This is a genomic window from Metabacillus kandeliae, from assembly GCF_021166585.1.
Classification (GTDB): Bacteria; Bacillota; Bacilli; order Bacillales; family Bacillaceae; genus Metabacillus_B; species Metabacillus_B kandeliae.
Genome location: NZ_JAJOZE010000004.1, coordinates 110,302 through 133,562, shown reverse-complemented (window position 1 = coordinate 133,562; position 23,261 = coordinate 110,302). Strand labels below are relative to the sequence as shown.

Here is a 23,261-nt window from a genome sequence, read left to right as displayed (position 1 = left end):
CTGCATAGTTAATTTTTATCTGAGCCTGAAAAAATCTGCCGTGGCGGAAGCAGTCTGCTCTTTCATTTTTTCAAGCGGGATAGCTAACATATTCGACAAACATTCGCAAATCTCCTCTAAAAACTCAGGGGCAGTCTCCCTGTCCTCAAATGGGCCGCTATAAGGCCAAGGCCCGTCTGTTTCAATCATCAGCTGCTTTTGAGGCACAATCCTCGCCAGCTGCTGATCCCGCTCTCTATAGCACACTTCAGGAGTCACCGAAATCATATATCCGCTGCTGATGATGCTTTGCACAATAGGGACAGGCGCCTTCAGCCAGTGGAAATGCACTTTTTCAAGAGAATGCTTTATTGCAAGGGAAAGAGCTTTTTCTGCTTCACTGTGAACGGCGTGCAGCACAGCGGGAAGACCTGTCTCTTTTGCTTTTTGAAGAAAAATCTCCAAGTGTTCAATATAAGCTTCTTCTTTTTCCTTTCCTAAAAGAGAGGTTTTCTCATAATATGGCAGGCCGATTTCCCCTATTGCCTTGATTCTGTTTTTTTCTGCTTCTATAAGATTCAGCAATTCATGGAAATCCTGCCTGGACGGCAGCAGCTTTTCCGGATGGTGGCCGAGTGCGGCATGCACAAAGTCTGGATAGACGGATTGAAGCTCGAGCGTCTGGTAGCTTGATGCCAGGTCCGAACTGACGGCAAGGACTCCGGTAACTCCTGCTTCCCTCCATCTTTCAATCATTTGATCCATCGGTCCATTGTATTGATCTAAATGAATATGAGCATCAATCATGGCTGAATGTCCTTATGAAAAGGAATAAACCCTTCTTTGTTTACTTTTACATTCTCAGTAGAAAATACCTTTTCAAAGGCTGTTATAACCTGTGCCAGCTGGTTCCGGCTATACCACTCTTCCGCCTCTGCCTTTTGGAACAGCTCTTTCATTCCAAGGCTTTCTGAGCGTCTGCCGTTCGCTCCGTCCCCTAAAAAAAGATCATCGATGCACACCCTGTCTGTTATCTGCTTCAAGCGGTCAGGAAAACCATCGGCAAAAGGGAGAACAGGTGCAACCGCTGCCTGAGCAGGTATGCCATTTTCCTTTATCTCCTTCAGTGCATTCATTCGTGCCTTTAGCGGTGGAGCACCAGGCGAAAACAGTTTTCGCATGTCCTCTCTGTCTGTCTCAATGGTCATACTAACCAATATCCTGCTGCCGAATACTTTAAACAAATCTATGTCTCTTGCTGCAAGCGGACTTCTTGTCTGGACAAAAAGAAAGTCCGGCTGGAACTCAGCCATGGTTTCGAGAAGCTTTCTTGTGACAAGCTCTTTGCTTTCGATCCCCTGATACGGATCTGTGCTGGAGGACATAAAAATTCTGACCGGGCCCTTCTTTCTGGCCCTCTCTAACTCTCTTAAAAACGGGCCATTTAAAGCTTCTTTCACATCTACCCATGTACCCCATTCCTCTTTTCTGAAAAGAGACACAGGGAGCTTTCTGACATAACAGTATTTGCAGCCAAAGGCACAGCCTGTATAAGGGTTCAGCGTATATTCATAGCCTTCGAGAAACCCGCCAGTTTTGTTTAAAAAAGCCCTCGGTGTTTTATGTGAAACTAGCATAGTATCCTCCTTTCTGTTGAAAGATGTAAGTTTATTGGTAATTTTAGCGAAAATGAAGACAAGTTCATTTTTCGTTGTATAATAGGTTTGTTCATTTCCAGTTCCATCCTTATTGATATGCATTTTTATTGAAAGTTGGAGAGTAAATGGTTAATGAAATTGAAGCAAAAAGAAAAGATTTGATTGATACAGCCCGGCTGTACGGCCTAAACGCCAAAGCGACCATCGCATGCAGCCAGGAGCTGGATGAGCTTTTGCTGAAAGAAATTAAGCTGCAGTCAAAATACAGTGCGCCGCCCCAAAATCAAAAGGCTCGGTAAGTCCAGAGCCTCCACAGTTTTTCGATAGGCCCGTACCGGTGTTTTTTGAGCCAAAGCCTCATCATTCCTGCTTGGCAGATATAGATAAGGAAGGCAGCGCCGAATAGAAAAAGCGGATCCTGCTTTCCGTAAAGTCCAAGCCCATAAGGATAAAACAGCATTCCCAGCAAAAAAGACTGCATGAGATAGCAGGTAAGGGAAGCTTTTCCTAAAAAAGCTGCTGAAACGAGGACTGCCGGCAGCTCTTTTTTCTGAAGACTGAACAGGATAAGCCCTGTATAAAACAAAGCAAGCAGCGGCCCACCGACAAACAGCTGCAGATGAACCGTCAGCGCATTTTCCCCCAGATAATAAGGAGCTGTTTTCAGCAGCATCCCGGCTGAACCAGAAAACAGCATGATCAAACGAAGTTCCCTGATCACCCGCTTTTCCAGATGATTTTCAAACCACCCCTTGCACGCAGCATACATTCCAAGCAAAAAGAAAGGCAGCACAGCCAGAATCAGAAACACGGCTATACCCGGATGGTTTCCATAAAACCAGTCCTGCAGTCTTTGGCCGGCTATATCCATCAGGGAGCCATGAGAATAAGCATCGAGCGAATTCCGGATCCCGGCATTATCGGTTTGCAGCGCCAAACTTTCAGAATTAAAAGCCCCGGCCAGGCTGTACAGTAAAAGCATCAGAACGTTTGGGACAGAAAATAAAATGATACCCGATCCTAAAAGCACGGCTTTGGAACGGCCTGCAAAGAACAGGAGAAACACCCCTGCAGCTGCATAAGTCAGCAGGATATCACCATACCAAAGGAAAAGCACATGAAACAAACCGAACAGCAGCAGCCCGGCAAGCCTTCTGCTGTAATACTTTCTAAATGCCCTGCCGTGCTTTTTATAAAAATAATGCGTCCCTGCCCCAAAAAGCAGGGCAAACATTGGATAAAAACTGCCTTGCGCAAAAATAGCCGTCAGGATGGCATAAACTTTGCTGCTGCCCTCAAGGCCTGATGAAAGAGCTGGCTTGTACAGCATCGGCCCTGCAAACCCATAAATATTGACAAGCAGAATACCGAACAGTGCTGCTCCTCTTAAAACATCGAGCGAAAGCAGCCGGTTCTCCTCTTTTTGACTGATCAAACCCTTCCCATTCCTCTCTCACCGTTTTAAAGCAATCATAATTCCATGCTGAACTTCATTTATTGATTATAGGCGTCATTTCCCCTTATTACGGCAAAAAGAAAAGGATGTTTTTATATGCCTGCTATTGTTGGAATTTTCAAGGTGAACAGCATCGGTACATCAAGCATACTGCATATCGGCGATGTTTTAAATATTTCCCCTGTCAGTGATGTGAAGACTTTTTCCGGTGCCGGTTCTTTCGTAACCGGCGATGATCTCACCATCTATAACCAGAACAGTGTAACAAATACGTATGACAACAATGCCATTGATCAGCCAATAGCCGGAAATCTATAGGAGTGATGTTTATTGAATTTCTATATCACCCAAACCATTCACATTAACTATATAAAAATCGGCGGAATTAACAACTCTTCTGTATTTCAAATCGGCAGTGCCGGCTATATCAGACCCTTATCAAACCTTTACAACACCGGTGGATTCTTTGAACCGGCTCCTCCTGCCAGAAGACGAAGCATGTCCCAGCCTGCGGTTCCTCTTGCGGCATTTGGCCGTTGATAAAGAAAAGCGGAGACCGCTCGTTCAGCCCCGACAAGCATAAGACGATCAGCCGGGGAAAGGCGACCTTTCCTTTCCCTGGATGAGCGGCTTATGACCTCGAGGGGCTAGCGGTCGCAGCTGGACAATCAGAAAAGCGGAGACCGCTCGTTCAGCCCTGACAAGCTCTAGAGGAAATCCAAGCAAAATTGATAGGCTTATCCGTCTTTTGCCAAGCATATAATGAAGTATTCATCAGTTTGTGCTTGATAAGAGAGGTGCTGCGGCATGTACTATAGCTATGACTGGGCTACTTATTTTCAGCATCTTATGGCTATGCTGGAGCGGCAGGAACGTCAAATTCAGGGACTTGAAATGATGCTGCAGCAGCTGAACCGTGACATGCAGGAAATAAAGGGCCGGCCAACAACCAGTATTGATCAGATTTCCTATAACTTTGACCAGCTGAAGGTGCAGACACTTGAAGGGACATTGAACATCGGGCTGAATCCTTCTGATCCTGAGCCTATTGAAAATTTTGAAGTAATTCAAAAGGGACAGCATGTCGGTGTTCTTCAGCGGGAGCATTCGAATGATATTTTTGATCAGGCAAGGGATCAGCTCCTTGCCTATCTGAGCGAGGACTCCATCCATACTGTGGAAGAGCTTGAAAAGCGCTACGGCAAAAAGCTTGATGAAGGGCACCGGAATATGATTATTGAAGATATTACAAAGCAGCTCGACAGCCGGATCACACATTATCTCAAAGATGTTAATTTAAAGGATCCGTCTGCTGCCGATACAGAGCTTGATCCGATTGTGGAAAAGATCAAAAGCGAAATCAATCAGTCCATTGATATGTTTATCAAATACCTGCCGGCTGATTTTAAAGGAGGAACATCATGAATTTCACCGTTGTAAACTGCGGTTTGAATGTGTCCTTTATAAAAGTAACCGCTGTTGCCTCATCCTCTGTTTTTCTTATCGGCGATACAGAAAACATTGCCTTGTCCTCCGTTTTTGACACACCTCCTGAAGCATTGATTATCGGGCCATTTGTTCCGATTGCTGTTCAAAGGTAATGAGACGGCTTTCTGTTGTGAAAACAGCCTATGTGAATGTCGTTGGAATTGCATCTGTTTTCAATATCGGCGATTCTTCTAAAATAACCCCGCGCACAAGAGTCTTTGCCGTACAAAGGGAAGCAGAAATTTTTTTTGACGGCGAAGGGGATTTGAATCAGTTCGAAATCTTCTCTCTCCCGCTTCCTGTTCCTGTGAGAAGCGAATTTGTCAGGACCTGCATCATTAATGAAAATGCAGCGATTAATGCTCAGTACGTGAAAATTCTTGGTGTTTCTACAGCATCCATTTTTCATATCGGCTCCACTAATTTTATTGACGCTGAAGCAAGAATCAAGCATACGCGCCAGCTTCTTCAAGTGGATGAACCATAAAGAGGGCATTTGAATATAGTAAAAAAGATACGTCAGAAGAAGCAAAGGATGTTGCCTGCCATGCCTGCAATTGTGGGACCTATTAAGATTAATACTGTATCAACGGGCGGCGTGGTAAACTTCGGTGATACATTTTATATTTCTCCAAAGACATCCAGTAAAACAGCGTCTGGCTCAGGTGCAGGAAATGTTGGAGATTTTTGGGTGCTGAATAATGGAATCAGCGCGACAAATATGATCGATCCGGATGTATCCGATCAGGATATTGCTGGAAACGGATAATAGGAAAAGGCCCGAAGCTTCGGGCCTTTTTGCTGTGCTGCGCTTTTTTCAGCGGCGTTTTCTTTCCTTTGATTTTTTCGTTCTCACAAGCTTTGAAGCAGGCTGCTTTCTGATCCATTTGATGTATTTGGCAATCTTCGGATCGCGTCTGAGATCTTCAATCGTATTCAGCCTTGCAGCAAGCTCATCATTCGTATAATAGGCATGAATTTGCTTATGGCAGGGGATGCAAAGGCCGGCAGTCGGCAGAAACGTGCCGCCCATCTCCTTTGGTGTCAGATGGTGAATCGTCAGTTCTGCCTCTTTTCTGCCGCAAAGCTCGCATGTTCCGATCAATGTTTTGCCCATAGATGCCCTTCTCCTTATAGTATTTCAAGCTGGACAGAGGTCCCTTTTCCTGCAGGCTCTGCAGGGGTAACCGACAGCTTCTTCGGCAGCCTTGCTCTTAATTCCTGCACGTGGCTGATGACTCCGACTGACAAATTGGCTGACTGCAGTTTTTCAAGCGCTGTGACAACTGTGTCAAGGAGTTCTGAATCCAGTGTGCCAAAGCCTTCATCAAGGAAGAAAAATTGGAGCGGGTATTCTCCTCTGAGCTGAATCTGTGAGGAAAGCGACAGGGCAAGCGCCAAGGAAGTCATGAACGTTTCCCCGCCAGAAAGGCTTGATACAGGTCTTCTGACACCGCCGTTCGCATCATCCCGCATGATGAAGCCTCCTTGGGAATCGACTTCAATCGCATAGCGCTGCCTTGTTAAAAGACCGAGGCGCGCTGAAGCATCTCTGCTCACCTGCTCCAGCTGCTCTTCTGCTATATATTCCACAAAGCTGTTTCCTTTAAAAACAGCCTGCAGCTTTTCAAGCCTAGACAGCAGTTCGCCTTTTTCTTCCAGCTCTTTTTGAATCTCGTTGTACCGTTCATGCTTTCCAGAGAGCATCTGGCAGCTTCTCGCAGCTGCTCCTCTCGCTTCAGCTGCTTCATTCAAAAGCAGTTCCATTTCGGATTTGACAGCATTCGCTTCTTTCCACGCTTCTTCTGTAAGAGTCTGTCCTGCGCGTTTGTCCGCAATACGTTTTAAGTCTGCCTTCACCTGTTTGCCTTTATCCGTAAATGCTTCGATTTCTGCTTGAATCCTCTGCTTCTCATCAGAAGACATCAAGTAGCGCGCTGCTTCTTCCGGCTCTTTAATAAAGGTGTCAGCTGTCTTCTCTTTCCAGGCAGATCCCGCCTCCTGAAGCCTTTCCTCAAGGTCTGCATATCTTTTTTCAGCAGAAGCTTTTTCGCTTTCCGCTCTGCGGTGCAGTTCACTTTTTTCCTGCCACTTTTGATACCATTGCTTTTCAGCTGCCGAAAGCTTTTCAAGCGCTGCAAGGGTGTCTTCCAGCTGCTTTGTGATGGAGCTGCTACCATCTACTTCCTGAAGCAGCCTGTTTTTACCCTGAATCTGCTCTTTCTTTGCCTTCAGCTGTTCATTCAGTGCGATCTGCGTTTTCGCTGCCGCTGCCTCTTCCTCGTGCAGCCTTTTCCGTTCCGCTTCCTTTTGCTCAATAAATCCGACGCTTGTATCAAGTCTGTTTCTGGCATCCTCTGCAGCCAGATCTTTTTCCTCCATCTCCTTCAGCAAATCTTCCACATGCTTGAGAACGATGTCCGGAATATTTTCTTTCCAGCCTTTTTCAATCTCCTGCTTTTGTAAAAGAGCTGCCTTCGCCTTTTCATCCCATTCAGCAATTTCTTCTTTCAGAAACGCTTGTTTTTCCTGAAGCTGGGCAGGCATGTGCTTCACAGCTTCAAAAGCAGATACTTGGGAATTGATCGTATCCTGCAGGGAGAGATAGTCCTGGGCAAGGCTTTTCTCTTCGATCCGGAGCAGCCGGACTGCTTCCTTCAAATCTTCTCCATCGATAGGTTCAGGTTCTTTCACAGAATGCGCTCTGTTTGTTTCTGCTAAAAAAGGATAGCTTCCGACAAGGCGGCTTGAAAGGGACTCCAGCTGGACGAGCAGTCTGTCTGCTGCATGCATTTCTTCTCTGCTTGTTTCCAGCAGCTGTTCAAGCACAGCCAATTCTTCTCCTGAATGCTGCTCCTCTTTGTAGTCAGCCGGTGACGGGTGATGAACGGAGCCGCATACCGGACAGGATTCTCCGTCCTTCAGCTGCTCTGCCAGCTGAACGGCAAGGCCGCTTGTGCGGAGCTGTTCAAGCTTCTCCTTTTCTCCTGTGATCAGCTTTGCTGCTGTGTTCAGAAAGTGCTCTGCCTCTCTTTTTCTTGCTGCAGCACCATGATACAAATCCTGCAGCCCTGAAAAGTGCTCTGCGAGTCTGATCTGGTTTGACTCTTCCGCCTTTTTGGCGCTTGCAAGCTTTTCTTCTATTTCTGCGAGCGCAGCCTTTTTCTTGGCTGCTGCTGAAGCCGTTTCTTTTTCCTGTTCTTCAAGCCTGTTATATTCTCTTTTCCATTCAGAGGCTTTATACAAGCTTGACCGGTGCTTGCTTGAGACCGTGCTGCTCTGAAGCTTTTCTTTCAGCTCCAGCTGTCTTGCCGCTGCTTTATGCAGGACGCTGTCAACCTCCTGAAGGGACTTCGCCTTCGCTGATACCGCATTTTCTGCTTCAGACAGCTTCTGCTCAAGCTCGGCTTGATCCTTTTTATGGTGCTGCACTTCTTTTTCAATGCCTGCCAGATAACTGAGTTTTTCCTTTTTGGCAAGCAGCAAAGGCTCCTCTTTTTCCTTTTCCGCTCTTTTCGCTGCATATTCTTTTTCAGTGTGAACATATTCTTCATGGCTCTGGTTGTGGCGCTTTTCAGCAGCCTCAAGGTGTTCCTTCTGCTTCTCATGCTCTTCAGCTGTTTTCAAAAGCGCTTTTGCATAAGGCTGCAGACCTTCTGCTTCTGTGGCAATGGAAAGCTTTTTAGCCTGCTGCCCGATGCTTTCTTGTTTCAGCTCCAGCTCCTTCAGCTGTGTATGGTAAAGTGCCTCTTCTTCCTGGAGATTCCATAGCTGCTGTTTTGCTTCAAAATCCTTTTTAAACTGCTCGTACTCATCAGATCGCTTACTATAGAGGATACTTGCTTCTTTCAGCTCTTTTTCAGCCTGTTCCACCGCTTCTTTGGAAGCATCGCCCAAGCCTGACTGCTCAGCAAGCAATACTTCAAAGCTGCCCCTCGCATCAGCCATTCTGCCCTTTAATTTTTTCAGCATCTGGTCGCCGTACTGTTCAAGATGAAACAGCCGCTGCAGCATCTGTCTTCTGTCAGCGCCCTTCAAGGATAAAAATTCGGCGAATTTCCCTTGCGGCAGGACAACAGCTCTTGTGAAATCATCAATCGTTAATCCGAGGAGCTGATAGATTTTTTCATTCACTTCATTTGCCTTATCTGCTAGCACGACGGGTTCATCTGTTGCATCCAAAAGCCTTGTAATGGATGTTTTGACACGCTGGTCATCTGCCCGCTTGTACATCCGTTCAACCGTGTACCTCTTTTTCTTCTTCCCGCTCTGCAATTCAAATGTGTAGGAAACAGACAGCTTGTCTTCTGCATGGTTGAGAATGCCGTGCGTATTGTTGGCAGCCCTTTCGACTTTTCCATATAGTGCGAGTGTCATAGCATCCAGTATGGAGGATTTCCCGCTGCCTGTCGGACCGAAAATGCCAAAAACACCGCCGCCGCAAAGCGATTCAAAATCTATCGTCTGCTTTTCTCTGAAGCTGTGCAGGCCTGCTATTGAGAGACTGATGGGTTTCATAAAAGAACATCCTCCTCAGGCTTTGCTTCTTCATCATGAATAAGCTCCATGAAAAGCTTAACGAGCTCATGATCAGGTACAGCGCCGTTTGTCTGCCGCTCATAAAACCTTGTGAACAGCTGGTCGATCGGCAGTCCTTCTTTTTTGGCTGCAGGCTCGCTGCTTAGCTGTTCCTGCGGGAAAATTGGCCTGATGTGAATAAGACCAGGATGGTTTTTGCGCAGGTTTTGGATTTCTTCGATGGAGAGGGTGTCTGTGAGATGAATTTCAAGATCCACCCATGCATTTTGATCTCTTCCTTCATTCAGCCAGGAATAGACTTGTGAAATGCCGCCTTCTGCCCGCCACTGAACAAGCGGCTTTCCGCTGGATAGAAGAATTTCAGAAACAGCTGCCGGCTTTCCTGGATCTGCTTCTATAATCGAGACGGACTTTGCGTAGCCTGCTTCTGAAAAGCTGTAGGCAAGCGGTGAGCCGGAATACCTCGCAATGGTTTTGGCCCGTTTCATTTCCTGAGGTCTGTGCAGATGGCCAAGTGCGACATATTGAGCTGCTTCCGGAAGGCTTGTTGCCGCAACGGTATAAGCGCCTCCGACTTCAATCGGCCGCTCTGAATCAGATGAGCTGCCTCCTGCCACATAGATATGGCTCATCGCCATATTGACCGTATCTGTCCGGAATCCGGAGCACATTGCTTCAAACAGCCCTCTTATTCTTGCATCATATTCATCCCGCAGCAGCAGTTCATCAAGACCGTCTGACAAAACTTCTGAAAGCCTTGCTTCAGAAGGATAGGCAAGAGCTGCGACCATCATCGTCTGCTGAGCGCTCGGAACTGCCACTTCTATCAGGCCTGAAACCGGATAGCCGATCAGCTGGATGCCCTGCTGAAAGGCGAGCGGCGCGGCAGCAGAAAGCCTGTCAGGGTTATCGTGGTTGCCGGCGATTACGGTTACAGGGCGTCTGCCGTTATCAGAGAGACGCGAAAGACTTTCATAAAACAGCTGTTCCGCCGCGGCCGGGGGATTGACTGTATCGAATACGTCGCCTGCCATCAAGATGGCATCGATCTTTTCCCTTTCAGCAATCTCTGCCAGCTCATCAAGGAATTCCGCCTGCTCCGGAAGCCTGCTTCTGCCTTCAAGCGTTTTGCCGAGATGCCAATCAGCTGTATGTAAAATGCGCATCAAAATTCCCTCCTTGTATTCTCATCATGCATCAAAGTGAAGAATGGAAGAAGCATAAGGCTTCTTCCATCAGTTAAAGCTGGATCATATGGCCTCCGTCAAAGAAATAGAGAATCTTTTGCGATAGCGGCTTGCGGTATATTTTTTCCAGTGCTTCTCCGTAAAGCTTCATTTGAAGCTCGTACCGTTTTCTTAAGACCGGTTCTGCCGTTTCAAAATCTTTGTATTTGCCTATAATGCGGTCTGTTTTATAATCCAGCAGTACAAATCCTTCTTCATCCTCGAAAAGGCAGTCTGCGACCCCTTGAAGGAGCACCGTCTCGCCTTTGCTGTCTGCCATGTCCGGATAGATTTCTTCCGCTTTCATGCCGTAGCTGAACGGCACCTCGCGCCTTGCGTTACCTGCCTGCAAAAGGCGCTTGCCCGGCGCTGTTTCGAAAAAGCCCAGCAGACTTTCAAGGCTGATCGATGCTGCCTGTTCTTCTGTTAACAGCTCTCTTTCCTTCATAACGGCAATCGTTTCTGCAGCTTTTTCAGCTGTAACAGGCCCATCAAGCGGGATATGCTGCATAACCGCATGCATGGCTGTTCCTTTTTCAGCCGCTGACAAGCCTTTTTTCTGCATAAATTTCGGCCTGTCAAAGAGCCCTTTTGGTTCCTTAGATTTCAGAAGTGCATCATCACTGTATTCATCTATATACTGCTGCTGTCTCTTTAATTCTGACACAGACTGCTTTGATCTCCGGAGTGCTGCTTCAGCATAAGGGTAGGTCCATTGGAGCTGATAGGCCACCTTATTGCTTAGGCTGCTTTCTGCCGGAACCCTTTCGCCATTGGCCAAATGCTGCAGGTATTCTTCCTTTGAGTTCCGCTTTTCCATATCTGAAGCCGTTATCTCCATATGCGGAATCACAGAAACCTTCCACTGCGAAGGGTGCTGCCCTGGCTCAGATTGCGGCAAAGCACTTTCAGAATGGAGCGCTGCTGCATCCCTGTGGCGTATCATGGCAGGTCCGATCCAGTCCAGGTAGCTCTTCGCCTGAAGCCTGTCGCCATCAGGCAAAAGCCAATCAGTCCGATTTTCATGCGACTGCCACCCGGCAATCGTTTTTTCTGCCTGCTTCAGTGTTCCGACAAGGTACAGCTTTTCCTTTGCTCTTGTCAGCGCTACGTAAAGCACCCGCAGCTCTTCTGACAGCATTTCTGTTTTGATTTTCTTTTTTATCGCCAGATACGGCAGCGTCGGATAGCTGATCCGGTACTTCGGATGAATCAGCTTTGTGCCGAAGCCAAGCTCCTTATCAAGCTGATAATTTTTATTCAAATCCATAAAATTAAACTGCCTTGCGGTGCCAGCCACAAAAACAATGGGAAATTCAAGCCCTTTGCTTGAATGAATCGTCATGATCCGCACTACGTCTTCCTGCTCCCCAAGCGCTCTTGCAGCGCCAAGATCGTCGCCGCGCTCCTGCATGCGTTCAATAAAGCGCAGGAACCGGAAGAGCCCCCTGAAGGAAGTGGCTTCATACTGCTTTGCCCTGTCATACAGCGCCCGCAGGTTTGCCTGCCGCTGCTTTCCGCCGGGCATGCCGCCTGCATAATCCAAAAACCGGGTTTCTCTGTAAATCTGCCAGATCAGATCTGATACAGCACTTTTTCTTGCTTCATCTCTCCAAGCTTCAAGCTGCTTGTAAAAAACAGAAGCCTTTTCAGCAAGCATTGCTTCCTCTTCCTGGAACTCTTCTAAAAATGCTTTGAACGCCTCAAAGTAGCTGCCTTTCGGAGCATAGGTTCTGATGATCGCCATTTCACTTTCTGAAAGCCCTGCAATCGGTGAACGCAAGACAGAGGCAAGCGGGATATCCTGATAGGGATTATCGATGATTTTCAGGAGCGACATCATAATCGCGACTTCTGTTGCCTCAAAATAGCCGCTTGAGAGATTTGCGTAAACAGGGATTCCCTGCTGCTTGAATTCTTCCATAATCTCCGGCGCCCATGGCATGGACCTGAGCAGAATCACAATATCTCTGTAAGCCGCATTCCTTGTGCCGCCTGCTTTTTTGTCTTCCACCTGAAATCTTGAATGTATTAATTCGCGGATTTTTGAAGCCATAAGCCTTGCTTCAAGCTGAACGGCATCAAGCTCCTCCGCTTCAAAGCCAGCCGCTTCCTCCTGTGCCGGAGCTTCTTCTTCCGCCCCTCTGTCCGCAAGCAGCAGCTCTGCTTCCATACCTCTTCTTTCACTGTAGCCGGCGCCGAGCTTCAGCTCAGCCGCTTCATCATACTCAACCTCTCCGACCTGTCCGCCCATCAGCTGCTTGAAAAGATAGTTTGTCCCGTCAAGCACCTGTGAACGGCTGCGGAAGTTTTTCGAGAGATCAATGCGCAGTCCTGTTCCTTCTGCTGAATGGGTAAACATTTTGTATTTCTTCAGAAATAAAAACGGCTCAGCAAGCCTGAAGCGGTAAATTGACTGTTTCACGTCGCCTACCATGAAAAGGTTTCCCTCTTCTTCTCCGTCCTTTGTAACACATTGAATAATGGCTTCCTGCACAAGATTTGTATCCTGGTATTCATCAACGAGCACTTCATGGAACTGCTCCTGATAAAACAGGGCCGCTTCTGTCCGGACGCCGTCCTGTTGAAGGATGTCAAGGCAAAGGTGTTCAAGATCCGAAAAATCAACGAGCCCTTTTTCCTTTTTCTTCTGATCAAACCGGACTCCAAACTCTTTCACAAGACCGGCGAGTGTTTGGATAACAGGTGCAAGCTCTTCCATGTCTTTTTCATGCCGCTTGATGTCTCTGGTGAACCAATCGCTTTTCAGCTGCTCGATCTGCTTTTTAACCCCGTCTCTTAAGGCAGAGGCTTTTTTAAGAAGGGCAGGGTCGTATTCATCCCCTTTGCACGTTTTAGCGCGCATCGGTTCTGTGTTTTGTATTTTTGAGGCGGTTTCCTCAAAAGAATCGCTGGTTTCATAGAGGGATTTGATTTTTTCAAGGTAATCCCCGATATCAGCAGCCCTTGGAGCCGGCCCGCCGGGAAGCTTCGTCAGCTCAAGCGCTTCTTCCAGCCGCCCGCAGGCTGTTTCAAGCACCGTCCGGATATCCTGAAGCATAAACTTGTAAAACGGCTGGTCTTCAAGCGGCTTGTTTCCGGCCTCTTCATATTGCAGTGCCATGTTTTCAAGCCACTTTACAGGTTCAGGATGGGATCGGGAAAAGTTATATAGCTCTCTGATCAAATTCTGCAGAGCGGCATCGCTCCGGTCGGAGGAATACCTGTCCACAAGGTCAAAAAACGGCTCATTGTCTTCTTTTCCGTACTCTTCCTCAAATAAATCATCGAGGACCTCATCTATTAAAAGCGCGCCTTCGGTTGTGTCCGCAATCCGAAATCCCGGGTCAATATCAATCATGTAATAATATTTCCGGATCACATTCAGGCAGAAGGAGTGAAGCGTTGAAATGGATGCTCGGTTCAAGAGGCTGATCTGCCTTCTTAAATGAAGGGAAGCAGGGTTTTGCCTCAATTCTTTTTCGAGCGCTTCGCCTATCCTGTTTTTCATTTCCGCTGCCGAGGCATTGGTAAAGGTGACAACAAGCAGGCGGTCCACATCAATCGGGTCTTCTCTGGAAACGATCTTGCGGATAATCCGTTCCACCAGGACCGCCGTTTTCCCTGAACCCGCTGCTGCTGCGACTAATATATCTGTTCCGCTTGCCGCAATCGCCTTCCACTGATCATCTGTCCACTGGCTGTTCTCAGGCTTTGCCATCACTTCATTCATCACCTTTTCCCTCCTCTCTCAGTCTTTTCAGCACTTCATCGTTTTTTTTGCTCTTCAGGATCCTGAAATTGTTTTCTTCAAGCGACTGGTCGAATTGGCAGACGCTTCTGAAAGAACAGAAGGTGCAGGGCATCTTGTCCTTGAGCCGGTATGGATTAATCTCAATCGCTCCGTCTGTAATTTCCGTTCCGATTTTTGTATATTCTTTTCGGACGTGCGACCTTAATAGAGAGAATTCCTCTTCGCTTGCGATGGAGGAACCGGCTCTGAAGCCGCCGCCCTTTTTAAAGCCTGCTGATATAATCTGTGAAGCATTTCCGTCAAGGGTAAGATCCATCATCTGGACAGCTTCTTCATCCCCAAGCAGAAGTCCCTTCATTTTAAACTTCTTGAAAATTTCCTCTTCGATCTTGTCCAATGAGAGGAAGGAATTAGCCTGAACGAGCGGATCATGCACATGAAAATACAGAACCCCTGCAGGTGTCGCCTTGACTCCAAGCCAGTCCGCTGAATGGGTGATCACGATATCCAGGTACGTGAGCATCTGAAGGGCAATGCCATAGTAAACCTCGCTTAAATTCAATGCTCGATCGCTTGATTTATAATCAATAATCCTGAGCAGCAGCCCTTTTGTGCTTTCTGCCTGATCCACCCTGTCAATTCTGCCCGCAAGCTCCATTGTGCAGCCGTTCGGCAGCTGAAAGCGGAGTGCCGGAAGCTCTCCGCCTCTTCCGAAGCCAAGCTCAAGCCCTATTGGGGAAAATTCGCTTGCTTTGGCATGCTCTGCAAGGATCAGAATGGCTCTTGCGATAATCTTTTCAAGCTTTCGTTTTATGTAGGCATGCCTGTTGGAACTGAGCAGAATCTCTCGCTGCAGCCTTGGCGCAAGCCTGCCGACAGCATCACCGGAAAGCCTGTCGCATTGATCCTTCGTGAGCGAACGCCACGGCACTTTTTGGCCGATCAAGGTTTCTGAGATCATTTTCAGTGCGGCATGAAACAAATCACCCATATCGGGTGCTTCAAATTTGTATTGCTGCCGCTCTCTCAGCTTCAGTCCGTGTGAGGCAAAGTGGGCGAATTCGCAGCTTCTGAACATTTCCATGCGCGAAACGCTTCCTTGGATTTTTTCACCGTACAGCTTTCTGCTGACCTCTGTTTTCAGCGGTTTAGATTCATTCTGGTAAAACAGACTGCCGAGAACCATTCTTGTTTTCCTGCTGTAATCTGACTGAACCAGATAGTTGTACGCATCCCACCAGACAGCATCAACAGGGTAGCCTCTTTTCCATGTTTGAAGCTGTGCGGCAAGATAGGTCAGCGCAACAGGAGGATTTGAAATAAACGCAAGCTGCTCCTCTTCCGGAAGAGACTCCGGCTCATTGCTGTAAAACTTATATTTCAGCTCAGGAAAAATTTCTCCGATTCTCTTGATCACGATGGACGGAAGAAGCGCCTTTCCTTCTTCATCTGCCAGCGGATAGGAAAGATACAGTTTTTTGCTGCTGCCTGTTAATGCCCTGTAAATAAGGAAGTTCTCATCAAGCAGCTGTTCCCGGGCTGTCGGAGCCACGTCCATGCCGCTTCTGGCCATCGCTTCTCTGTCTTCCTCTGAAAGAATGCCTTCTTCTGACGGCCGTGCCGGGAGAACCCCGTCATTTGCGCCTATAATAAAGATGGCTTTTATGTTGTAAAATCTGGACCGTTCAAAATCAGCTACGAGCACCTGATCAAGCGCCGGCGGAACGATTGAGAATTTCAGCGACTCCAAGCCGGTATCCATCATTTCAATAAACAGGCTGTTCGTGAGCTTCTGGCTGTCCATCATTTCCACAAACTCATCAAGCAGGCCAACAACAGCACCCCATACCTGGCTGTGCTCCCTCGCCTCCATCAAGTTCCCTTTTTCTTCTGCTGCAAGCGCCAGCTGCTCAAGTTTCAATGGAACCTCGAGCTCTTCCAGAAACAGATAGAGGGCTTCTGCTTTTCCTCTGCCTGTTCTCGCGCGCCCGAGCCTGTTCTGCAGCGTTTTCAGCGGTGCTGCCGCAAGCTCTTTGAGACTGTTCAGCATTTGTTCCTTTTCAAGCTCTTCATCTGTAACAGGCATTTCTCCTTCAAGGTTCCGGAACCTTCTGTAAATCCATTGATTTCCGTCCGTCCACTTATTGCCGTGGATGCCGCGGGAAAGAACATAGTTTTCAAGCTCGTCCATCTGTTCCCGAAGTGCTTTTTTATTACTGCCTGCCGGATAAAGCAGCTCTGTTTTAATCGCCCGGAAAACCGCCTCATAGCGCCAGTTTTCTGTAACTGTTTCAAGGCTTGAGCGGATCAGCTCGATGAGAGGGTGATGCAGCATCGGCCTCTTTTGATCTATAAAATAAGGAATTTCATAATCTTGAAAGATCTGTGCAATCAAATCATGATAAGGCTCGGAATTTCTGACAAGCACGGCCAGGTCTCTCAGACGGAAATTTTCCTCTTTGACAAGTCTTTCAATCTCCCTTGCCGTCCCTTCAATCTCAGAGCGCCTGCCGGCTGCCTGAGCGATCACAATGTCTCCTTCTTCTGAATACTGGCGAACAGGCCTTGCTTCATAGTTCTGTTCAAGATGCTCCAGCGAAGGAGAATCATAGTATCTCGGCAAATCTTCCAGAACAAGCGGCTCTTCCATCTCCAAACCATTTTGCGCTGCCAGCTCTGACAATTTGTGATACGTCATTCCTGTCATTCTGAATAAGTGCAGCTCATGGGGAAGGTGCCTGCTGAAGGCCCTGTCAGCTGAAAGGGCGACGGTTACACTGCCGGCTTTTTTCATCAGTGCTTCCAGCACAAGAAATTCCTGGGGCGTAAAGCTGTAAAAGCCATCAACATAAACATCAGCACCCTCAAGATAGGCTGATTCTGCCGTCTGGCCTGCAAGAAGACGCAAATAATCCTCTGAATCAAGGTATTTGCCGGAAAGCTCCTCTTCCATTCCTTTATATACTTTTACGAGGTCGTGGAGCTTGTCGGCTAATGCCTGCTCGCTGCGAAAAGGAGAGCCCGACAATTCCTTATAATGCTCTTCAAGGCCCTCCGGGGTGATGCAATAACGTTTAAATTCGGTCATCATGGCTTCTATATGCTGAATAAAGCCGGATTTTTCACTGGCTTTGCCATAAACCTGAAAATGCTCCCGCTCTTCATCAATAATCTTCCGGAGCATCATCTGCAAGCCTGTAGAGCTGAGATGCTGCCTGCTGATGCCTCCTGTCTCCTGAAGAATCCTCCAGGCAAGCCTTGTAAAGCTGAACACCTGGGCACGGACCATGCCATGCAAGCCGGGCGTTTTCGCAAGCTCATATTCCATGGAAAAGGTCATCTGCTCAGGCACAAGAAAGATGATCGGTCTGCCGTCCTGCTTTTCTTCCAGGCTCTTTCTGATTTCATTTAATATTGCTGTGGTTTTGCCGCTCCCTGAACGGCCGAGCAAAAATCTGACTCCCACACGAAAAGCCCCCATTCATGTAGCTGACTCAAAATTTCATCATTTTTTAAAAAAATCTATGAAAAAGACATATCCTTATCAAATATGTCTTTCAAAATGCTTATTTTCATTCTTCTGACTCTAATCTCTTTGCTTTCATCCGCTTTTCAACAATTTTACCGACGATCCACATAACAGCCAAGACAGCAAGGACCACCAAAAGCTTTCCAGGGTTTCTTACAAGCGACTGCAAATCCTGGCCTGCGTAGCTTACGATAAACACCATTACAAGTTTTCCAAGCAGTGAAGCAAGAATAAAATTGAGTCCGCTTATTTTGGAAAGCCCTGCGACAACGTTGACTGCTGCTGATGGCGTGAACGGAAAGCAAAGCAACAGAAAGATCGGTCCGAAGCCGTGATGCTCAAACCAGGAAAGCATCTTTTGAATGCTTTTATGCTTCCGCAAAAAGGCGAAAAGCCGCTTCTGCCCATATTTCCTGACGATTAAAAAGACGAGAATAGAGCCGGCACAGGCCCCAATCCATGAAAAAAGAAACCCCAGCAGCAGGCCGAACGAATTAACATTCGCTACGACAAACAGCACAAGCGGCAGGAAGGGCAAGAAGGACTCTAACAGCGGCAGGCCAATCCCAAGCAGCGGACCCATCGATTTATATTTATCAAATATCTCTAATAGATCTTTAAGTGTAATTGAAGCCAAAAACCCATGTAATTCCATGCGGCACTCCTTATATAAAGGTTATCCTTTTATTCTACAGGTTTTAGGCCAAACTGTGAATAATGAGCTCATTGGAATAGATTGGGCTTGAAATTAAAAATTTTCTCCTCTAAAATAAAACCAAACAAACGTTCTATTTCCACTATACAAAATATACGCGGAAAAAGCAATGCCCCTGCAGGTTTCCCCGCAAGAGGCAGAACATCCGAAAAATTGATTGAAAGAGGTCAGGAGCATGACAAAAATACCGGAAGATGTAAAAAATATGATTGAAAAATCCATCTACCTTCCCATGACACTGACTGTCCTGAACAGGGACATCTCCATTATTGAACAAAGCCCTTTTAAACTGAAGCAGCCTTACCTGCACTTGATTGAAGAATCGCTGAAGCTTATCCAGCATGACCTGTACGAGGTAAAACGGCAGCTGAAAAAGCAGCACATCTCTGTCAGCAAAGTGAAAAGCGATGAAGCCTTTACCCTCTATTCCTTTTTATATCAAGGCTTTGAGGAGCAGCATAACTACTTTAATCCCCGCATCCGCAACAGAGTGTCAGAGCTTATGGAGGGCTATTTGTTTAAAGCAAGCAGCACAAAGTTTAATAACGGTTAAGCTCGCGGATCAGCTGCTCCTGCAAAGCCTGTGATGATGAATCCCTCTGGAACATAAAAGCGCCCATTTTGCGGGGGCCGTCTTCTATTCTGGATGAGATGACCGTTCGGAGCTGGGCTGTCCGGTACATTTGGTTTTCGAAGGAATGAACAGAAATTGGGAGAGTAAGCTCCGTGCCGTCAGTAAAGGTGACAAGCGTGTTATCCTGGCTTGCCGTTTCATACTGGCGGATATAATAATGGGAAATCCAGGAGCATTGCGGCCTTGATGAGGATGTTGTAGGAAAGAGATAAATGGAGTTGGCCGCATCCACTACAATCGGGGGTTTATGGGTAATGCCTAAAAGATCCTTTGTACCGGCTTTGCGGCCGATATAGCTTGACCCAAAGTAGCGGCAGCTTCGTTCAACAATTTCCATCGGCTTCATTTTGACCAGCATTTTCTTCTCTGCTTCATAGACGGATGAATGCAGCTGGCCATCTTCCATTACCGCTAAAATAGCCATTGTAAGTCGGTTTGCTTCATAGCTTTCCAAGATAACTGGCTCGTAATTCTCCATAAAGTCGTACCACCTTTTCTTTATTAGGTAATTTATACCATTAACAGACTAGCATTTTCCTCCCTGATAATTCTACAAATTTACATAAAAATAAACATTTATTTACAAAAACCTCTAAAATGCAAAAAAGCCTCTCCCAAATATCAAGGAGAGGCAGCAAAGCTTAGTCCGGAAGCATGGCTTCCCATTCTTCTCTTAACATTCCCATCATGATTCGGTCATAGGCCCCGCCGTTTCGAAGAACAGCCTGCCGCATGCGGCCTTCTTCATGAAAGCCTGCCTTTTTGTAAAGATTAATAGCCGCTTCGTTATAGGAAATCACATCCAAACCGATTCGATTCAGGCTGCATTCATGAAAAGCAAAGCGGAGCAGAAGCTGAAGTGATTCTTTTGCATAGCCTTTTCCTCTGTTGCTTTTCTCTCCAATCCCGATTGCCATGGTTCCTGTTCTGTTATTCCATTCAATGCCGAAAATCGCGGCAAAGCCGAGCAATGCTTCCCCGTCTGCTGGCCTGATGCGGAATTCAAAAACAGATGAGCTTGAGCCTCCCTGCTCGCGGCTTATAAGAGAAGCTTCTGAACGCGGAAAAGCGATATCTGTGTCCACATTGCGCAAATAGGCAGTATCCTCCTGCCATTTGGCCATTGCCTTTGCATCGCCTTCTTTAGGTGCTGTCAGCTTAACGAGTTTCCCGGTATAAAAGTTATCAAGGCTGATCGCCATATGAAGTATCCTCCCTTAATTTGCAGGGAAAGAATCAGCTGTGATTTTCCCCCGCTGTTTTTTGAAACACCGCTTTTCTATCAATTTTCCCGGCACTCATAGGCTTCCTGCTCCTTTTATGTAAGATATAACCATTATACGAATCTTTAGCCTTTTCCTACAACTGTTCTTTAAATGATCTTCTAAGAAAAAAGCCCAGTGATCCAGTTAGGAAATTTCCCCTGTATTATGCTAGGGCTTGGGAGAATATGTCCTAAAAAGTCACATGAATTATCTAAAAATTATAAATATTTGGTTGATTTTCCGTCTCCCTATCCATATAATGAAAAAAAGGCATCAGGAGTGATCTTATGAAAAATAAAAAATCATATGCAGAGATCATGAAATCCCGACACACAGCCAACAAGGATTGCACTGAGTCGTCTGTTCTGGATATTTATATTCAGATGATCTTGGATGAAGCAGCCTTTCGAAAGGAACTTGCCCTTTTGGAAGGAAAAATTGATGATGCACTTGCCAAGCGGAACGAGCCTTTGTTTATGGAATGTTCAAAGAGATATAGAGAACTTAAGCAGCTGGTCTAATTCATTTTTTAATGATACAGCATCATGATAGGAATAAAGAGCCTTGGCATTTAAGCCGGGCTCTTTTTGCTGTTCAGCAATGCCTTCTGTTAATGGTATAATTTTCTATATCACACCGTGAGAGAGGCCAGTATCCTATGAATATAAAACCTATTCCTTTTTTTGCGCTGCCGGCTTTGGCTGCAATGTTCATTATTTTCATCTTAAAGGCGGCTCAGCCCTATACTGGAATCGCTCTATTCGTTTATCTTCTTTTGGTCCCTCTATACCTCATTTGCACTTTCCGAAAGCTTGCGCGGGACTCATTGCTTTATACATGCACGTATCTTGCTCCCTATCTTGCCATTTCTATCTGGTGCCTGCTGCCGGGAATACAGGTGAATGAAGGAAATACGCCATTTATCGGTTTCTTATCGGGCAGCTGGCTGCTGGTCTTTTCTCTTCTGATAGGGTCTGCCCGATTGAAGTCAGCAGCTGCGAAACGCTGGAAGAGCAGGATCATCTACATCTACTTCATTATTATCTATGCCGGCTTTGCTATTTTTGATTTACTATTCACGAACGAAGATGGCGATCCCCTGATTGTTTACTTTCTGCCGGAGGAAAAAAGAGAGCTTGTGAGCTCGTCATTCCTCAGTTTTCTTTTCTCTCAATCTTTCCTCAACGCTATTTTCCTAATCCTGGATTATTTTAAGAAGCCGGAGAAGGAAATTGTGCCGGAAATCAAAAAGGAGATCGTTCTTAGAAAGAAAAAGCATTCTAAAAAGAAAACAGCTCTTAAGAAGAAGAAAAAAAGAGGCTCAGTTAATGCTGGGCAATGATTTCTTTTATAACTTTTCAGCAGCGCATAATTATTCTAAAAAAGCAGGAGGAAGGGTATGGAATTTTTAATGGTTTTTAGCATCCATTTTTTCATTATGGGTATCTTAGTCTTGATTGGCAGTGGAATCATCAGCTTCCTAATGCCTCGTATGTATTTCGTTTTTACTGTATTGCTTAGTATGCTGGCTGGTTATCTATACACGCTAGCATTTGGAGTTGTTGATTATCTGCTTTGGTTTGCCCTTATATTCAATGGAACTCTTTCTCTTATTGCCATTGGATTAGTGAAAATTGGATTATTTGCTAAGAATAAAGCCGATAGTTTAGAAGTTGAATAAAACAATAAAAAGACCGACTTTTGTTAAGTCGGCCTTTTTGTTTGTAGATCATTCTCAAACACTCGTAAACTGTTCGCTCTCCGTCGAATTTTTCAGAGCTGTAGTGGAAGAGGTTCCGCTCGTAATCGCCTGTGATACTTCATCAAAGTAGCCTGTTCCAACTTCCCGCTGATGCTTTGTTGCTGTGTAGCCGTACTGTTCGCTTGAGAATTCGGCCTGCTGCAGCTCTGAATAGGCTGCCATGCCATAATCTCTGTATTTTCTTGCCAGTTCGAACATGCTGTGGTTGAGGGCGTGGAAACCGGCCAATGTGACAAATTGAAATTTGTAGCCCATTTTCGCAATTTCCTGCTGAAAGGACGCGATGACTTTTTCATCAAGCTTCTTCTTCCAGTTAAAGGAAGGCGAGCAGTTATAGGCAAGCAGCTTGCCGGGGTATTTTTCATGGATCGCTTCGGCAAAGGCTCTTGCCTGCTCCAGATTCGGCTCGCTTGTTTCGCACCAGACAAGGTCAGCATAAGGCGCATAGGCGATGCCTCTCGCAATTGCCTGGGAAATGCCTGCTTTTGTCCTGTAGAAGCCTTCAGGGGTCCTCTCCCCTGTGATAAACTCGCGGTCAAGCGGGTCGATATCGCTCGTAATCAAATCAGCGGCATCAGCATCTGTTCTGGCGACAATCAGCGTCGGGGTTCCCATGACATCTGCGGCAAGTCTTGCTGCCACGAGATTCCGGACAGCTGTCTGGGTCGGGAGCAGCACTTTTCCGCCCAGGTGGCCGCATTTTTTTTCAGAAGACAGCTGATCTTCAAAGTGAACGGCAGCTGCTCCGGCTTCAATCATGCCTTTCATCAATTCAAAAACGTTCAGCTGTCCGCCGAATCCTGCCTCCGCATCCGCTACAATCGGCACAAACCAATCGATATCCCCTTTGCCTTCCATATGCTGAATTTGGTCCGCTCTTTGAAGAGCCTGATTAATCCGTTTCACAACGCTCGGCACACTGTTTGCCGGGTAAAGGCTTTGGTCAGGGTACATCTGTCCGGCAAGATTGGCATCTGCTGCGACCTGCCAGCCGCTTAAGTAAATGGCTTTTAAGCCTGCTTTCACCTGCTGTACGGCCTGATTGCCTGTGAGGGCGCCTAGTGCATGAATATATTCTTCCTTATGCAAGAGCTCCCACAGCTTCAGAGCTCCCTTTCTGGCAAGGGTGTGCTCAATATCAACAGAACCTCTCAGCCTCAATACTTCTTCTGCTTCATACGGACGCTGTATTCCCTTCCATCTATTCTCATCAAGCCATTCATTTTTTAATGCCTGCAATCGATCCATGATCCATT

The 23,261-nt window shown here is 46.5% G+C and carries 23 protein-coding genes; 11 read left to right on the top strand and 12 right to left on the bottom strand.

Annotation, left to right across the window (positions count from 1 at the left end):
• Positions 1–15 precede the first annotated feature (15 nt).
• Together LRR81_RS11670 and LRR81_RS11665 are read right to left on the bottom strand one after the other, a co-directional pair.
• Entirely contained in the window at positions 16–786 is a 771-nt protein-coding gene (locus LRR81_RS11670) for a TatD family hydrolase (protein ID WP_231789553.1), read from the bottom strand.
• A complete protein-coding gene (locus LRR81_RS11665; protein ID WP_231789552.1) occupies positions 783–1,616 on the bottom strand; it encodes an SPL family radical SAM protein in 834 nt (277 codons plus the stop codon). Before LRR81_RS11665 ends, LRR81_RS11670 begins: the two co-directional genes overlap by 4 nt.
• Positions 1,617–1,762: 146 nt before the next feature.
• Between LRR81_RS11665 and LRR81_RS11660 the strand changes: the two genes are divergently transcribed.
• Positions 1,763–1,936 carry an aspartyl-phosphate phosphatase Spo0E family protein gene (locus tag LRR81_RS11660; RefSeq protein WP_231789551.1) on the top strand — a complete coding sequence of 58 codons (174 nt, stop codon included), beginning with the start codon at positions 1,763–1,765 and terminating at the stop codon, positions 1,934–1,936.
• Here the strand turns inward: LRR81_RS11660 and LRR81_RS11655 are convergent.
• Complete coding sequence (locus LRR81_RS11655; RefSeq protein WP_231789550.1) at positions 1,921–3,072, bottom strand: DUF418 domain-containing protein; 1,152 nt, start codon at positions 3,070–3,072, stop codon at positions 1,921–1,923. The genes LRR81_RS11660 and LRR81_RS11655 overlap by 16 nt on opposite strands.
• Before the next feature lie 117 nt (positions 3,073–3,189).
• Here LRR81_RS11655 and LRR81_RS11650 point away from each other — a divergent pair, with 117 nt between their 5' ends.
• The 6 genes from LRR81_RS11650 (at position 3,190) to LRR81_RS11625 (ending at position 5,350) form a co-directional block, all read left to right on the top strand.
• Entirely contained in the window at positions 3,190–3,411 is a 222-nt protein-coding gene (locus LRR81_RS11650; protein WP_231789549.1) for a spore germination protein, read from the top strand.
• Between the two features lie 12 nt (positions 3,412–3,423).
• Positions 3,424–3,633: a spore germination protein GerPB gene (locus LRR81_RS11645; RefSeq protein ID WP_231789548.1), complete on the top strand. Its 210-nt coding sequence runs from the start codon at positions 3,424–3,426 to the stop codon at positions 3,631–3,633.
• A 267-nt stretch (positions 3,634–3,900) separates the two neighbouring features.
• On the top strand, positions 3,901–4,518 hold the full coding sequence (gene gerPC, locus LRR81_RS11640; protein ID WP_231789547.1) for a spore germination protein GerPC: 618 nt from the start codon (positions 3,901–3,903) through the stop codon (positions 4,516–4,518).
• Positions 4,515–4,694 carry a spore gernimation protein GerPD gene (locus LRR81_RS11635; protein ID WP_231789546.1) on the top strand — a complete coding sequence of 60 codons (180 nt, stop codon included), beginning with the start codon at positions 4,515–4,517 and terminating at the stop codon, positions 4,692–4,694. The genes gerPC and LRR81_RS11635 overlap by 4 nt, the downstream gene beginning before the upstream one ends.
• Positions 4,694–5,068, top strand: coding sequence for a spore germination protein GerPE (locus tag LRR81_RS11630; protein ID WP_231789545.1), 375 nt, complete (start codon positions 4,694–4,696; stop codon positions 5,066–5,068). The genes LRR81_RS11635 and LRR81_RS11630 overlap by 1 nt, the downstream gene beginning before the upstream one ends.
• Before the next feature lie 60 nt (positions 5,069–5,128).
• Positions 5,129–5,350 (top strand): spore germination protein, encoded by a 222-nt coding sequence (locus LRR81_RS11625; RefSeq protein ID WP_231789544.1) that lies wholly within the window; start codon positions 5,129–5,131, stop codon positions 5,348–5,350.
• Positions 5,351–5,398: 48 nt separating this feature from the next.
• Here LRR81_RS11625 and LRR81_RS11620 read toward each other — a convergent pair whose 3' ends face one another.
• From LRR81_RS11620 to LRR81_RS11595, 6 genes are all read right to left on the bottom strand, one after another.
• Complete coding sequence (locus tag LRR81_RS11620; RefSeq protein ID WP_231789543.1) at positions 5,399–5,698, bottom strand: HNH endonuclease; 300 nt, start codon at positions 5,696–5,698, stop codon at positions 5,399–5,401.
• Between the two features lie 14 nt (positions 5,699–5,712).
• On the bottom strand, positions 5,713–9,099 hold the full coding sequence (locus tag LRR81_RS11615; RefSeq protein WP_231789542.1) for an AAA family ATPase: 3,387 nt from the start codon (positions 9,097–9,099) through the stop codon (positions 5,713–5,715).
• Positions 9,096–10,286, bottom strand: a complete 1,191-nt coding sequence (locus LRR81_RS11610) for an exonuclease SbcCD subunit D (protein WP_231789541.1) — start codon at positions 10,284–10,286, stop codon at positions 9,096–9,098. Before LRR81_RS11610 ends, LRR81_RS11615 begins: the two co-directional genes overlap by 4 nt.
• Before the next feature lie 73 nt (positions 10,287–10,359).
• On the bottom strand, positions 10,360–14,079 hold the full coding sequence (addA, locus tag LRR81_RS11605) for a helicase-exonuclease AddAB subunit AddA (RefSeq protein ID WP_231789540.1): 3,720 nt from the start codon (positions 14,077–14,079) through the stop codon (positions 10,360–10,362).
• Positions 14,072–17,566 carry a helicase-exonuclease AddAB subunit AddB gene (gene addB, locus LRR81_RS11600; protein WP_231789539.1) on the bottom strand — a complete coding sequence of 1,165 codons (3,495 nt, stop codon included), beginning with the start codon at positions 17,564–17,566 and terminating at the stop codon, positions 14,072–14,074. Before addB ends, addA begins: the two co-directional genes overlap by 8 nt.
• 106 nt (positions 17,567–17,672) lie before the next feature.
• Positions 17,673–18,284 (bottom strand): TVP38/TMEM64 family protein, encoded by a 612-nt coding sequence (locus LRR81_RS11595; RefSeq protein WP_231789538.1) that lies wholly within the window; start codon positions 18,282–18,284, stop codon positions 17,673–17,675.
• 235 nt (positions 18,285–18,519) lie between these two features.
• Between LRR81_RS11595 and LRR81_RS11590 the strand changes: the two genes are divergently transcribed.
• Entirely contained in the window at positions 18,520–18,897 is a 378-nt protein-coding gene (locus LRR81_RS11590) for a hypothetical protein (protein WP_231789537.1), read from the top strand.
• Here the strand turns inward: LRR81_RS11590 and LRR81_RS11585 are convergent.
• Both LRR81_RS11585 and LRR81_RS11580 read right to left on the bottom strand, forming a co-directional pair.
• Positions 18,884–19,456, bottom strand: coding sequence for a competence protein ComK (locus LRR81_RS11585; RefSeq protein WP_231789536.1), 573 nt, complete (start codon positions 19,454–19,456; stop codon positions 18,884–18,886). The two genes, LRR81_RS11590 and LRR81_RS11585, sit on opposite strands and share 14 nt — an antisense overlap.
• A gap of 163 nt (positions 19,457–19,619) precedes the next feature.
• Positions 19,620–20,180, bottom strand: coding sequence for a GNAT family N-acetyltransferase (locus LRR81_RS11580; protein WP_231789535.1), 561 nt, complete (start codon positions 20,178–20,180; stop codon positions 19,620–19,622).
• Positions 20,181–20,530: 350 nt separating this feature from the next.
• Here LRR81_RS11580 and LRR81_RS11575 point away from each other — a divergent pair, with 350 nt between their 5' ends.
• The 3 genes from LRR81_RS11575 to LRR81_RS11565 all read left to right on the top strand — a co-directional run bounded on the left by LRR81_RS11575 (position 20,531) and on the right by LRR81_RS11565 (position 21,924).
• Complete coding sequence (locus LRR81_RS11575) at positions 20,531–20,764, top strand: IDEAL domain-containing protein (protein WP_231789534.1); 234 nt, start codon at positions 20,531–20,533, stop codon at positions 20,762–20,764.
• A gap of 137 nt (positions 20,765–20,901) precedes the next feature.
• Positions 20,902–21,585: a hypothetical protein gene (locus LRR81_RS11570; RefSeq protein WP_231789533.1), complete on the top strand. Its 684-nt coding sequence runs from the start codon at positions 20,902–20,904 to the stop codon at positions 21,583–21,585.
• Positions 21,586–21,642: 57 nt separating this feature from the next.
• Positions 21,643–21,924: a hypothetical protein gene (locus tag LRR81_RS11565; protein WP_231789532.1), complete on the top strand. Its 282-nt coding sequence runs from the start codon at positions 21,643–21,645 to the stop codon at positions 21,922–21,924.
• A gap of 54 nt (positions 21,925–21,978) precedes the next feature.
• Here the strand turns inward: LRR81_RS11565 and aceA are convergent, their stop codons facing one another.
• Positions 21,979–23,253 (bottom strand): isocitrate lyase, encoded by a 1,275-nt coding sequence (gene aceA / locus LRR81_RS11560; RefSeq protein WP_231789531.1) that lies wholly within the window; start codon positions 23,251–23,253, stop codon positions 21,979–21,981.
• Between the last annotated feature and the right edge of the window lie 8 nt (positions 23,254–23,261).